The sequence below is a fragment of the Mastigocoleus sp. MO_188.B34 genome, from assembly GCF_030065675.1.
Classification (GTDB): domain Bacteria; phylum Cyanobacteriota; class Cyanobacteriia; order Cyanobacteriales; family Nostocaceae; genus Mastigocoleus.
This window is the reverse complement of sequence record NZ_JASJDK010000054.1, coordinates 1-14,349: the sequence shown is the minus strand read 5'-3', so window position 1 is coordinate 14,349 and position 14,349 is coordinate 1. Positions and strand designations below refer to the sequence as shown.

General features: G+C 38.2%; 11 protein-coding genes. 5 read left to right on the top strand and 6 right to left on the bottom strand.

Annotation, left to right across the window (positions count from 1 at the left end):
- Positions 1–188: 188 nt before the first annotated feature.
- The 5 genes from QNJ50_RS14535 to QNJ50_RS14515 all read right to left on the bottom strand — a co-directional run bounded on the left by QNJ50_RS14535 (position 189) and on the right by QNJ50_RS14515 (position 5,245).
- Positions 189–329, bottom strand: a complete 141-nt coding sequence (locus QNJ50_RS14535) for a hypothetical protein (protein WP_300636357.1) — start codon at positions 327–329, stop codon at positions 189–191.
- A 95-nt stretch (positions 330–424) separates the two neighbouring features.
- Positions 425–1,006, bottom strand: a complete 582-nt coding sequence (locus QNJ50_RS14530) for a Uma2 family endonuclease (RefSeq protein WP_300636355.1) — start codon at positions 1,004–1,006, stop codon at positions 425–427.
- Positions 1,003–1,191: a hypothetical protein gene (locus tag QNJ50_RS14525; RefSeq protein WP_300636354.1), complete on the bottom strand. Its 189-nt coding sequence runs from the start codon at positions 1,189–1,191 to the stop codon at positions 1,003–1,005. The genes QNJ50_RS14530 and QNJ50_RS14525 overlap by 4 nt, the downstream gene beginning before the upstream one ends.
- Before the next feature lie 88 nt (positions 1,192–1,279).
- Positions 1,280–3,811 carry a hypothetical protein gene (locus tag QNJ50_RS14520; RefSeq protein ID WP_300636352.1) on the bottom strand — a complete coding sequence of 844 codons (2,532 nt, stop codon included), beginning with the start codon at positions 3,809–3,811 and terminating at the stop codon, positions 1,280–1,282.
- Between the two features lie 663 nt (positions 3,812–4,474).
- Positions 4,475–5,245, bottom strand: coding sequence for an SDR family oxidoreductase (locus QNJ50_RS14515; RefSeq protein ID WP_300636350.1), 771 nt, complete (start codon positions 5,243–5,245; stop codon positions 4,475–4,477).
- 819 nt (positions 5,246–6,064) lie between these two features.
- Between QNJ50_RS14515 and QNJ50_RS14510 the strand changes: the two genes are divergently transcribed.
- The 4 genes from QNJ50_RS14510 to QNJ50_RS14495 all read left to right on the top strand — a co-directional run bounded on the left by QNJ50_RS14510 (position 6,065) and on the right by QNJ50_RS14495 (position 11,998).
- Complete coding sequence (locus QNJ50_RS14510; RefSeq protein WP_300636349.1) at positions 6,065–7,501, top strand: GAF domain-containing protein; 1,437 nt, start codon at positions 6,065–6,067, stop codon at positions 7,499–7,501.
- Positions 7,485–7,937 (top strand): response regulator, encoded by a 453-nt coding sequence (locus tag QNJ50_RS14505; protein ID WP_300636347.1) that lies wholly within the window; start codon positions 7,485–7,487, stop codon positions 7,935–7,937. The genes QNJ50_RS14510 and QNJ50_RS14505 overlap by 17 nt, the downstream gene beginning before the upstream one ends.
- A gap of 15 nt (positions 7,938–7,952) precedes the next feature.
- Positions 7,953–10,238 carry a PAS domain S-box protein gene (locus QNJ50_RS14500; RefSeq protein WP_300636345.1) on the top strand — a complete coding sequence of 762 codons (2,286 nt, stop codon included), beginning with the start codon at positions 7,953–7,955 and terminating at the stop codon, positions 10,236–10,238.
- A gap of 731 nt (positions 10,239–10,969) precedes the next feature.
- Complete coding sequence (locus QNJ50_RS14495; RefSeq protein ID WP_300636343.1) at positions 10,970–11,998, top strand: sodium:calcium exchanger; 1,029 nt, start codon at positions 10,970–10,972, stop codon at positions 11,996–11,998.
- Between the two features lie 7 nt (positions 11,999–12,005).
- Here QNJ50_RS14495 and QNJ50_RS14490 read toward each other — a convergent pair whose 3' ends face one another.
- Positions 12,006–12,503 carry a hypothetical protein gene (locus tag QNJ50_RS14490; protein ID WP_300636342.1) on the bottom strand — a complete coding sequence of 166 codons (498 nt, stop codon included), beginning with the start codon at positions 12,501–12,503 and terminating at the stop codon, positions 12,006–12,008.
- A gap of 98 nt (positions 12,504–12,601) precedes the next feature.
- On the opposite strand from QNJ50_RS14490, the gene QNJ50_RS14485 reads away from it, so the two are divergent.
- The coding region (locus tag QNJ50_RS14485; protein WP_300636340.1) for a M3 family metallopeptidase at positions 12,602–14,349 on the top strand (1,748 nt) is incomplete at its 3' end.

Here is a 14,349-nt window from a genome sequence, read left to right as displayed (position 1 = left end):
CAGAAAAATACTTGATTTCGTACTAGTTATATAATTCCCTTAAGTTTTTCGGAAATAACACTAAGTAAGGGTGAAAGAATCTCTTTAAATTAAAACTTATTCTTACTTACCTGGGGCTTGGTAAACAATATATAATCTGGACAAAAGGTAATTTGATTAATGATTTTAAGCTATTCGAAGTTTTTGAATTACTCATCTTCTAATTCCACACCCTCAATCAACTTACGAGCAGCTTCAGACATTTCAGTTGTATAAAGTCGCAGTGTATTATTCTTCAAGGCTTCTGCGATCGCAAAATCGAGAAACAAGCGCATCATCTGTAAAGTCATAAAATTATATATAAACAATTTAAATATCGCGGTGCGTTATGCCATCCTTAAGGATGTAAACCTTAAATCAAATATACTCAAGGCGTAACAACACCCTACAAGCCATCTTTTGCTGGAATTTTCGCTTTCTGAAATACCGCTTCAACTGTAAATTCCAACCCCTCAAACAATGTATCTGTAATTACCTTGTTACCCACATAAGTCTTCGGTGCTGCATCTGGATAAAAAACCGTGATACTTCTCGCTTTGCTATCTACCACCCAAACCCGTAATACCCCAGCATTTAAATAATCTTGCGCTTTACCTGTCATTTGTCCAAAGGTTTGCCCAGGTGAGATAATTTCAATTGCTAACTCTGGCGGAACCGGACAAGCTTCATTTTCATTCCAGTCTTTTGATAAACGTTCATAAGAAATATAGAGTAAATCTGGTGTAGGAACCCAATCACGTCCGTTACAAGTTAGTATAATTGACCATTCTGGGCATACTTCTCCTTTATCTTCACACCATGCGTAAATTAAAAAAAGAAGAGCGCGGGTAAGTGTCGAATGAAATCTTTTTGGTGACATTTTGGGAATAGCTTGTCCGTCAACGAGTTCGTAGGTGATATCTCCTTCCCCGGGTGGAAGATTTAAGAACTCTTGCAAGGTCAATTTATGATTAACTTGGAGTATCATGACATGGATTCGCTGACGGCTAACTTAATTATAATTTCCCCAATGGTTGCGTTCACCATTGAAATGGTGCGTACCGATCGCCATTGAAGTGGTGCGTGCCGATCGCCATTGAAATGGCGCGTGCTGATCGCAATTTGGATAATATTTTGGATAATATTAATTTGATTGTTGGGAATGGTGCTCATAACAGGCTGATTTTTTAAACTACCTAAGAATACTGTGCAGTATAACGGTTAGTGAAAAAATTGAAGTGGAGAACAAAAAACCACAAGATTAAAAAATGGATTTGAGGTTGAAGTTAGTTGCAAATCTATTTAAACTGCTGCTGATGCTGTCAAAAATATCTTCAAAATCAGATTCCTGACCGATAATATTATCTTTGTTGTCTGAGTTTGTACCCATAAAGCTAAATTCAGAAAATGAAAAGTTCATGCTTTCACTATTATTTGTATCGAACGATTCTTCCAATGTTCCATTATCAGAAATCAAACCGGAATATCGTGATTGATAGTAAAAAGCAGATTTATCATCACTTTTTTCTGAATTTATTTGTCCATAGATTAGGGTATCTTCTACAAAACTAGTGATGTTTCCAGATGTGTAATATCCAATGGAATAGCTATAAAAGTTTGTAGGTCTAACATCAGAAAATTCCATCGGAAATTTAGGATTTAGATCTAGTTTATTATTTGTACTTGAGTCAGTTTGGCTTAAATCTGTTAAGCCTTTGGGAAATATTGAACTGGGGAGATCACTTCGATTTTCAGCTTCCAGTATGGGTTGGAAAATATTATCTTTTTGCTGATCTATTGCTGGAGGATTACTGTCTTCTGTTTTATTAATTTCAGTTTGAGTCTCAATGATAGGTTGAGAAATATTATCTTCTTGCTTATCTGTTAATGAGGGATTATTATTTGCTGTTTGACTTTCAACCTCAGTTTCAATTTCAATAATAGGTTGGGATATATTATCTTCTTGTTTATCTATTTCTGAAGGATTATCATTTGTTACTTCGTTGTCAATTTCTGTTTGAGTTTCAAATACAGGTTGGGAAATATTAATTTCTTGCTTATCTATTCCTAAGGGATTATTATCTTCTACTTTATTTTCAATCTCTGTTTGAGTTTCAAGTACAGGTTGGAAAATATTAATTTCTTGTTTACCTATTCCTGAGGGATTATTATCTTCTACTGTATTTTTAGCCTCAGATTTAATTTCGAGTATGGGTTGGGAAATTTTAACTTCTTCTTCCTTCACCTTTGAGGGATCCCCATTTCCCTTTGTCAGTCTGATTGGGGAAATATCAGCGTTTTGTTTCTCTACAGTTGGGACTTCTTCCGTTCCATTCACATTTTTAGCTTCAATTTCAGTTGGAGTTTCAATTTCAGTTTCAGGTACGGATGGAATATTAGGTTGTGAAGTTTTTGGTGTTGTTCCCACAGGTGCGTCATTTCCACCAATTACTAAAAGATACCCGTCTTTCTTTCCACCTTTACTTTCTTGGATCGCGTTGTCAGTAATTTGACTCCCTTCAAAGTCAGTGGTTGTAACGGCTGCTATTTTCCCATCTCTAACTGCAGCTACAACCCCTCCATTACTGTCTGAAATAGGTGTCCATGAAAGTCTTTCGGTTAAATCTGAACTGATGATTGCAAGATGTCCATCGTAAGGTGTGTATTCACTTACAGGTTGTCCTTCGATAGTCTGTTCGTCTCTATTTGCAATCTTACCTGCTGCACCTCCAGCAATAATGACGGTACCGTCTTTTGTCGCTGTAATAGAATTTGCATTCACGGAGTTACCTTTACCATCATCACGACGACCTAACAAAGATTGACCTTTTATTAGATCCCCATTTTCGAGGTCGTAACGACCGTACCACAACATCTGAATCGAGTTGACATTAGTAGGACTGTTATATTGGTCGGTTTCAATTTTTCTCTTGTCAGTAAGCTCTTCTGTTACATTGTAGGGATCGCGATAGAAAATCGAGAAACCGGTACCACCATTTACATAATATGAAGCGTATAGCTGTCCATCGCGTCCGAATGAAACCCGTTGTCCTCGGGTATCAGCTAATAGATTTTCTTTGTAGATATCTTCATCGTCGAAGTCATAGTTTTTCCAGAGTTCTTCTCCTTCGTATGACAATGCTTGAGTGAACGCAACTTGCAAAATCGAGGTTTTTTGCTCGAATCCAGTTGTAACAACCATACCTCCATTTTGGTCGCTCACTGCTATGTCTTTGAAGTGACGTTTACCACTTGTACTCCACTCTTGCAATTGCTCTCCATTGCTATCGAATAGATAAGCGCGGTCACCACCTTTAATATCCCGTACAACACCAACTTTTCCTGAATCTGAGATTGCTATGCGAGAAACATCAGTAAAGGGTTTACTCCATTTGACCTCTGTTGCATCAGCATTTAATACAGCTATTCCACCCTCGTAAGCAACAGCAATATAACCATTATTGGAGACTTCTAAATCCAGTACTCTTCCTGGTAAACGAGTGGTCGCAATAGCTTGATTAGTTTGGGAGTCATAACGAACAATCGTTCCATCTCCACCACCAAGGAGTTCTGTCTCTTTTCCTCCTAATCTTGCATTTTTTAGAGAACCTCCAACTATGACCAAATTACCATCAAGGGAGATATCAACTGCATCAGTAAAATCATCTTCCGAACCACCCAAATATGTTGCTGCGGAAATATCTAGGTTATTGGTAGGAGACTGAGGTAAAGAATTATTCGGTAATGACGACAAAGGATTTTGACTTTGAAGTTTACTATCTATTTCGTTCATACTATTCGCCATTTAGTACGCAATTTTTGACGAATTATCATATTACCTTATTAAGCATTTTTGTAAAGCCATTTATAATTGTTGTTATAAATAACAGGATAGAAGCTTTCAAATATATCGTTTTAAGCTACTCGTACATATTTTCTCAGTAATTTATCAAACATTTTGCAAATATTTTAGTTCCAAGTTTTGAAAAGTCATTTTTATGATTTATTATTCTTAGCGCTTAAGTTTTTAAATGAAGAAATTTAGTACTATTTTTATTTAGTTTGATGTGAAATTTTATTTAGTTTGATGTGAAATGAGCGGAGTCAATTTTTCCTAATTATTTAGGTTTTAAAAGAAAAATTAGATTTAGGCACTTCCAAAAAATAATTTATACCATTTTATTGACCGTAGAAGCGCACCGATGTGCGCCCTGACAATGGTATATTTTTCAATTGGAATTTCTTTGTTGCGATCGCCTGATTTTTGCCTGATTTTTAAAATAATTATGAGTTTTGAAGAGTTGTAATATGTTCTGCTTTAACGCAAAATACTATCAATCAGAGTACAGATATATGTACCATGATTGATAGATATATTACTTATTTAACTAACATCTAATGGAGTTAAATGATATTTGAAAAGTATAGTTTATAATATTACTTTCCAAACATCCTCTTAGAGTCCCGGTGTAGTTTGAGCAAATAGAGCAGCAAAATCTTTAGTTACAACCCCTGATGGGTCGTCTTCTGGTTTAGAGATGATGTCAAAAGATTTATTTCTCGCATTTGGTTCGTGTAAAGCTTGAATAACCACTTCTGCTACATCTTCTCTCGGAATGGATGGGCGAATACCATTAGGTGGATTATTAATGAGAGTATCATCTTTACCTACTAATAACTCCCTTAAACCTCCAGATTCATTGAGCAAACCACCAGCATGAATAATTGTGTAGTCAATACCAGAATCAATTAAGTACTGTTCTGCTTTGCGCTTCCAAATCAGAATGTTACCATTGCCGATAGTGTTGAGGTAGTGATTTTCATCGGTACCACCACCCGAACCGACTAAAACAATCTGTTCTACTCCAGCTTTAACCGCAACATCGATTTGATTTTTTTGACCCTGGTAATCCACCTCTTCTGGGGTTCCACCTGGTGCGTACTCAAATACGGGTGTTTCTCCCGGTTTAGTTGGTGGAGTTTTCATTATTGGAATTGCACTGGTGAGAATTACTAAAGCATTAATTCCAACCATAGCTTGCTCTAAAACTGATTGGTCTTTAATGTCACCCAAAAAGAATTTTTCAGTAGAGCCAAATAATTCTATAACTTTTGCTTCATTCCTGGCAAAACCAAAGGCTTCAAATTCGCTTTGTTGTTGAAGTAGTTTCTTCATCACCAGGGAACCAGTTCCACCTGTCGCACCCGTAACTAAGACTTTTTTCATCTGTCAATAAGATTTATTGGATTTACTTACAGTAGTTAAATTTATCTACCCAGTAATGCACAATAAACTATTTTCGATGTAGGGTGGAAGTCTGATACTCCATCGATAGGTGATTTTGGGGTCGAATTTATATCAGAATCTGTTTGAATATTTCTAATTAATGCAAAAATATTGTTTCAAAGTTTCCAGCTTCTTTTTTCCTATACCACACTTCAATTCTGTTAGAGGTATAAAAGGCTTACGCTCTTTCCATTTTTCATCTTCTGAATTAATTTTATATAGTTAATCCTTAATAATTAATTTTCTACAAAATTGGGTTGAATAAAAATTTCTTCAGTAAGCTTGATATACATTTGGGTTGCGTGAGACTTAGGACACTGTTCCTGAAACGAATTGGCTGACCATATTTTGAGACTCTTGTTAGTAATGCTTATATGTTTTCCTATCTACACATATCTCCAAACCACAAGATTTCACTTCCGTATTTATAGCTAAAAAAAGTGACAGAATAAAATTAGTCACACATGAATGAGAAAGAATCAATAATTAACTTAAGTATTCGTCAAATTTTTGTCCCTCAATAGACGTACCGTGGTACGTCTCTACATTATTTTCTGGAAATGTCTATTACCTGTTTTCCTATATGCTTACTGTTATATGTAACTACTTGTTATATTTTCCAGTCGATATCTGATGGGCGTGTTAACCTAGGCACATATATTAAAGGTTCAGTAGCAGTTCGGAGTAAATAACTAAAAGACCTAAACTAAGGTTTTGCCTAAATTTTAAAGTATCTGCTAAGCTAGCTGGCTAAGAATAATGAAACCAGAGAAATTGGCAAGTTTGCGGAACTTGTGTGGAGATGAGGCGGTATTTGAGCAAATAAAGAATATCATAGCAGACGAAGTCCAAGGTTTAGAACAAAAACTGAAACAAGCATATTTCCATTTAGAGCAGCAGAAAGCACTACTTAGGGCGATCGCTCGTTTACGAGAACCCTTAGACCTAGAAACGATTTTTAAAGCCACAGCAATTGAGGTTCGTCAGCTTTTAGCCGCAGATCGAGTGGGTATGTTTCGTTTTTATCCAAACTCCGGATGGGACGATGGTGAATTTGTCTCAGAAGATGTAGATCCGGCTTTCAGTTCGGCTATGGAGCAAAAAATCCATGATCACTGTTTTGGAGAACAATTTGCAATTTATTATCAACAAGGTCGCATTCAAGCAGTTGCAGATATTCACAATGCAGGACTAAGTGATTGTCACATTGAGGTTCTGTCTCAATTTCAGGTACGGGCAAACCTCGCAGTACCATTATTACAAGATCAACAATTGTGGGGATTACTTTGTATTCATCAGTGCACAGAAACCCGTGTATGGAAAGAAACCGAAATCGATTTTGTGAGACAGATCGCCACCCATTTGGGAACTGCTCTGCAACATGGCAAACTCTTAGCAGAACTGCAAGCAGAAGTAATAGAAAGAAAACAAGCTCAACAAGCAGTTCAGGGTTTAAATCAAGAATTACAGAAAACCATCATTGAATTGGAAGTGGTGAACAAGGAACTAGAAGCCTTTAGTTACTCAGTATCTCACGATCTGCGAGCACCGTTACGCAGTATTGATGGCTTCAGTCAGGCTTTGCTGGAAGACTACCCGGATAATTTGGACTTAACCGGACAGGACTACCTACGAAGAATCAGATTAGCCACCCAGCGAATGGGACAGCTGATTGACGATCTCCTCAAACTATCCCGGGTAACCCGCAGCGAGATGTATATAGAATCAGTAAACCTGAGTTATTTAGCTAACAAAATTTGTACGGAGTTACAACAGAACGAACCAGAAAGACAAGTTGAACTGAAAATCCACACAAATCTAGTAGCCAAAGGGGATATTCGTCTGCTACAAGTATTACTGGAAAACTTACTTAATAATGCCTGGAAGTTTACATCCAAGGGAACGAAAGCAGAAATCGAATTTGGAGAAATGTCTCCCAAAAGCGAAATTCCAGTCTACTTTGTCCGAGACAATGGTGCGGGCTTTGAGATGACATATGCTAACAAGTTATTTGTACCCTTCCAACGGTTACATCATATGAATGAATTTCCAGGTAATGGTATTGGTTTAGCTACAGTACAGCGGATTGTCCATCGACATGGTGGTCGAGTCTGGGCAGAAGCAACTGTAGAGCAAGGAGCCACTTTTTACTTCACTTTGAGACCAGAGGGAGTGGGGAATGAGCATCAGAGATAAAATCATTCTTCTGGTGGAAGACAACCCCGATGACGAAGCTTTGGCAATTCGAGCTCTCAAACGTAATCACATCATGAATGAAGTTGTAGTAGCTCATGATGGGGTTGAAGCTTTAGATTATTTATTTGGTACGGGTACCTATGGATCAAGGGATACCACCCTTCAACCTGCTGTAATTTTGCTAGATTTAAAACTTCCTCGGGTTGATGGTATTGAAGTTTTACGTCGCTTGCGCGAAGATGAACGGACTAAGCTACTGCCTGTGGTGATTTTAACAACCTCTAACGAAGAACGCGATATGCTTAATAGTTATAGCTTGGGATGCAATAGCTATGTCCGCAAACCTGTAGATTTTCTTCAGTTTTCGGAAGCAATCCGGCAACTGGGGATGTACTGGCTACTGATGAACGAACCGCCGCCTTCTAAGGCTAACTAACGGAAATGAGTCAACATGAGCCGTCACCTAAATGTTCTAATTATCGAGGATTCTGAAGATGATACTCTTCTAACCTTGCGGGAGTTGCGTCGGGGTGGATACAGCTTGGATTATGTTCGAGTAGATACTCCGACGGCGATGCAAACAGCGCTGGAAGAACGTACGTGGGATATTGCAATCGCGGATTTCAGCATGCCGGCTTTCAGCGGTTTAGAAGCCCTTAAACTCCTCCAGAGATACAATTTAGATTTACCATTTATCGTAGTATCTGGCACAATTGGCGAAGATGTTGCTGTTGCGGTAATGAAAGCCGGAGCCCATGACTACTTGCTCAAAAGTAATCTTACCCGTTTAGTACCTGCGGTAGAAAGGGAAGTCCGGGAAGCGAGAGAAAGACGTAAAAGATATAGTACTGAACAAGCATTACAAGAAAGCGAAGAACGGTTTCAAACCCTCTGCAATTCAGCACCCCTGGCAATTTTCCAAACGGACTGTCAAGGAAGACGTAGTTACAATAATCCTTTGTGGCACGAAATTTCTGGTTTGAGTGAAGAAAAAAGTTTGGGGTACGGTTGGGTTGATGCAATTCACCCGGAAGAACGCTTAGAAGTTCTTAAATCTTGGGAACATACAGCATCAGAACAAGGTTCTTGGGTTCACGAGCACAGACTTTTGACTCAGCAAGGTGAAATCCGCTGGGTGCGGGCTCTTGCTAGCCCCATGTATTCAACAGAAGGGAATTTCCTCGGTCATGTAGGGACAGTTGAAGATATCACAGAGCAAAAGCAGGCTGCACAGAGAATATATGAACAAGCAGCACTCTTGGATATATCAACCGATGCAATTTCTGTATGTGACCTGGAGAATAAAATACTATTCTGGAACAAAGGTGCCGAGCGTTTGTACAAGTGGAAGTCAGAAGAAGCGATCGGTAAAAATGCTGAACAAATTTTATATGACTCGGAAGAAAGTTTAATACTACGCAGAAAAATACAAGCAACACTAGCTAAAGATGGTAAGTGGCAAGGCGAACTGGAACAAGTTACCAAAGGTGGGAAAAAAATCGTCGCTGAAAGTCGCTGGACCCTTATGTACGACGAAGCAAATAACCCTAAATCTATCTTAATAGTTAGTACCGACATTACTGAAAAAAAACAATTACAGGCGCAATTCCTTCGAGCCCAACGTCTAGAAAGTTTAGGAGCCCTCGCTGGTGGTATTGCCCATGATTTTAATAATATTTTGACCCCTATTTTAGCAGTTGCTCAACTTTTATCCTTCAAATTCCCCCATCTTGATGATAATAATAAGCAACTGTTAGGCATATTGGAAGGTAGTGCCAAGCGTGGAGCCGATTTAGTAAAGCAAATTCTTTCTTTTACCCGGGGTGTAGAAGGAACTCGTACCACAATCCAACTGCGACACTTAATTATAGATGTGGCACAGGTAGCAAAAAAAACTTTTCCGAAATTCATCGACACCCAAGTAAATATTGCACCCGATTTGTGGACAGTATTTGGAGATCCGACCCAACTCCACCAAGTACTCATGAACTTGGTTGTAAATGCTCGAGATTCCATGCCTGATGGTGGTAGCCTGAATATTAGTGCCGAAAACTTTTGGGTTGAAGAAGAGTATGCTCGCATGCACGCAGATGCTTCAGTGGGTTCCTATGCTGCGATCGCTGTTTCTGATACTGGCATGGGTATTAATCCTGAAATATTAGATCGCATTTTCGATCCTTTTTTTACGACAAAAGAGCAAGGTAAGGGAACTGGCTTAGGACTTTCTACTGCAATCAGCATTATTAGAAGTCATGGTGGTTTTGTAACCGTGTATAGCGAAGTAGGGAAAGGAAGTAAATTTAATGTGTATTTACCCAGCAGTCAAATAATTGAAACCGATACTCCAGCAGATGCAGAATTACCAGAAGGTAATGGAGAATTAATTTTAGTAGTTGATGACGAAGCTACGATTTGTGAAATTACTAAAAATACCCTTAATAGTCATAATTACAAAGTTTTAACTGCAAGCGATGGAATTGGAGCCCTTGCACTTTACGCCCAGCACAAGGAACGCATCAGCTTAGTTTTAATAGATATGATGATGCCCGGGATCGATGGACCTTCAACTATTCTTAAGTTACAACGAATTAATCCAGAAGTAAAAATTGTCGCAATGAGTGGGCTAATGGCTCATGGTTCTACGATTCAACATCAAAACCTTCAAATTCAAGGATTTCTATCTAAGCCTTTCACTACGGAAATATTACTTAATACTATTTTTTCTGCACTGAAATAACTTTTCTTAGTCAAACAATATAAATAATTTCTACCTTTAATTTTCTACTTTAATAATTAGATAAATAAATCTATAACAATCCTAAATCATTTTTGAGAATCAATATTGTAGAGACGTGACATGTCACGTATTTACGGGAACATCCCAATTTTGCAAATTTACCAAAATAATAGGTTGTCATTGCGATTGCTTTCTCCTAAACGGAGATGCTACGCTAACACTCTATTTCATTACGTTCGCAATGACAAAATATGTTTTTACACATTTGGGATGCTCCCGTATTTACAGAGTTTAGCGGTTTACAAATCAAATATGATTACTATACAACTATAGCAATCCTAAATAATTTATGTTAGCCGTATCAAAGACGTTCACGTAGTGCGTCCAAACGCGTAAGCGTACCGTAGGTAAAAGTTAATATTTTAGAGACTTTGCAGAGGCTAACACCGACGCTGCAGGTTCTGCAAGTTCTCTACAGGATTTATCCGTTCACAAATCTGTGGATAATTGCAATTGCTATATGTTTTCCGCTTAAATATTTCTTGCACCACATCCTCTATTACCTTTCAAGTAAAACATAATGTCCTGAATTATGTGCTTACAGCGACAAAAGTGATGGAAAAATAAAATGAAAATGAAAATATTGCATAACCTTTAAAATTTTCCTAGCTTATGGGCTTATTTCAAGTTATTTATTTGCACATTAGCTAAAAATTTATGACACATAAACAATGAATTTATTTTTATGGTTTTTAGTTTTACTTGGTGCTGTAATAGCTGCTCATTGGGGAGCAGATAAATTAGCAGAACCACTACAAAAATTACGGAAAAGGTGGGGTTTATCAGAAGCTGCTGCTGCTGCTTTTGTCGCTTTAGCTACAGCAAGCCCGGAGGTTGGTACTAATGTGGCTAGTGCTGTTGCTGGTCTTCAAGATATTGGACTAGGTAATTTGCTTGGTTCGAATATTATTTCTGTACCAGCGATCGTAACTGTTTCCTATATTGCTTCTGTCGCTAATGCTAAAGATAACCCTCAAGTTACTTCTCAAACCAATTCCAATCATTCATTGTCAGATAACCCTCAAACACATGCCTTGCGAGTAAAACCAGAAGCATTAACCGTACAAGCAATTCCCTACCTATTAATTATTGCCTTAGCAGCCATACTAACTCTTCCTCAACCTTGGCGCGGGCTACAACCTATTGATGGTTGGATTATGTTAGTAGCTTACTTTGTTTACCTAGCCCAAGCAGTTATGCGGGAAAGGCAAAATCATCAAACAGTCGAATGGGAAAAACAGGAAATCATGATTGCGATCACTGGGATCTTATCACTTTGTTTAGGTGCCTACTTAACCGTCAAGGCTACGGAAAATATCGTTTCTCTGTTAGGTATTTCCCAACTAGTTGGTGGACTTTTTATTACATCTACCATGAGTATTGCACCAGAAGTATTTGCAACCTGGAGTGTAGCCCGTAGCGGTCAATTAACTGCTGCTACTACTAATGTGATTGCTGACAATACAGCAACAATGACCCTTGCTTTTTTCCCTTTAGCACTTGTAAGTCTTCCAGTAAAAGATTTACAACTATATTCATTTAACTTAACTTTTGTTGCTTTGCTGGGGGTAATTTATGCGGCAGTAATTCACTGGGGTGCTCAAAAGTACAGTTTTGAATTATGGGAAGTAGTTGCACTCAATGGAGTTTATTTAGTTTACCTTGGTATTATGGTGTTTGGCATACTTAATGTATTTTGAATCTTATCTAACTTCCAGGTATTAATGGTACGGGAAGACCAGCTTCTTTTAATAAAATATCGAATTCCTTGTTAAATTTTTTCAGTGCACTCCTTGCCTGTAAACCATCAATAAATCGGAATAAACCTTTATTATTTAAATATTGTCTGTATTCTTTATTTAGATTTGCAAAAGCATTTAGCGTTTTAATAGTTTGTTTCCTCAAAGGGGTTCCTTCAGGTGTAGTTTTAAGTACAGAATTTAGAACTTTACTTGTTCTTTCTAATACTTTGGTTGCAGTTTGAATTGTACCCGGACGGCGTTTATCTAATCTTGACAGGGTAATATAAATACTCCCACTAATATTTTGTCCCCTCAAAACTCTAACAGTCTGGTTAACAAATTCCTCCGTAATTGGTACTACTTCTTGTGCAAAATCGGTAACATCTTGAACAACATCCCCAAATATTCCAAATATCATAATCATTACCATAATAATTGTGCGATCGAGACGATTTGGTCTCAATATCAAGGAACGAATAAGTTTTAAAAATAAGACTTAAATTTGCTATTATTCAATAATTTAATTATTACTCAAACACAAAAATTATTACTCACACACAAATGGCCGAAAATACAAATATTTCTAATAATCCTTTACTTAAAGGTTCTGGTTTACCCCCATTTACAGAAATTAAACCAGAACAGGTTGAACCAGCATTTAACATACTGTTAAAAGACCTAGATACACAATTAACAAGTCTAGAAACTAATATTTTAGAAGCTAACATTCAACCAACTTGGCAAGTTTTAGTAGAACCACTTGAAGAAATTACCGAAGGTCTCACTTGGAGTTGGGGTGTTGTTAGTCATTTGATGGGCGTGCAAAATAGCCCCGAACTACGCCAAGCTTATGAAGCTGTGCAACCCCGTGTAATTCAGTTTTCTAATCGCCTGAGTCAAAGTCAACCCATTTACAACGCTTTTAAACAAATTCGCACCGGTGAAACCTGGAATACTTTAGATCCAGCCCAACAGCGGATTGTGGAATCTGCAGTCCGGGATGCCGAACTTTCTGGTGTGGGTTTGCAAGGTGAAGCGCGACAGCGGTTTAATGAGATCCAAATGGAAATGGGGGAATTATCCACCAAATTTTCTAATCATGTATTAGATGCGACAAAGGCTTTTAGTTTAACTTTAACCACTAAAGAAGAAGTAGAAGGTTTACCCCCTAGTTGGTTGAGTCTTGGAGCACAAGCAGCACGAGATGCAGGAGAAACTGCAGCTACTCCGGAAAATGGACCTTGGCGCTTAACTTTAGATATACCGAGCTATGGTCCTTTCATGCAACATAGCAAACGCCGTGATTTGCGCGAACAAGCTTATAAAGCTTTTATTAGTCGCGCAACTGCTGGTGAGTTAGATAACAAGCCCATAATTGATAAAATTTTAGTGCTGCGTCAGGAATTAGCGCAGTTATTGGGTTATCCAACCTATGCTGCGGTGAGTCTAGCAAGTAAAATGGCTCCTAACGTGGAAGCTGTAGACAAACTTTTAGAAGAGCTACGTGGTGCTAGTTACGATGCTGCAGTTAAAGAACTTCAAGAACTTAAAGCTTTTGCAGCGAGCAAAGGAGCAGAAGAAGCTGACGATTTAAAACATTGGGATATCAGTTTTTGGTCGGAACGACAAAGGGAAGAAAAATTTGCTTTTACCCAAGAAGAACTACGCCCTTATTTTCCCCTCCCCCAAGTTCTTGATGGTTTGTTTGGGTTAGTTAAACGACTCTTTGCGGTTACGGTCACCTCAGCAGATGGACAAGCTCCAGTTTGGCACAAAGATGTTCGTTATTTCCAGATTTCTGATGAAACAGGTACAGCGATCGCTTACTTTTATTTGGATCCCTACAGTCGTCCAGCAGAAAAACGCGGTGGTGCATGGATGGATACCTGTATTAACCGTCGCCAGATCGCCCAAGATGGTGAGAGTTACATCCAATTACCGGTAGCATATTTGGTATGTAACCAAACTCCTCCAGTTGATGACAAGCCCAGTTTAATGACTTTCTATGAAGTTGAAACCTTATTCCATGAATTTGGTCACGGCTTGCAACATATGTTAACCAAGGTAAATTATTCTGCTGCTGCAGGTATCAACAATGTTGAATGGGATGCAGTAGAATTACCCAGTCAATTTATGGAGAACTGGTGTTATGACCGACCGACCTTAATGGGGATGGCGAAACATTACCAAACAGGTGAAGTACTGCCAGAAGAATATTATCAAAAACTACTAGCAGCCAAAAACTACATGAGCGGTAGTGGAATGCTCAGACAAATTCACTTCAGCATCCTGGATATTGAACTACATCA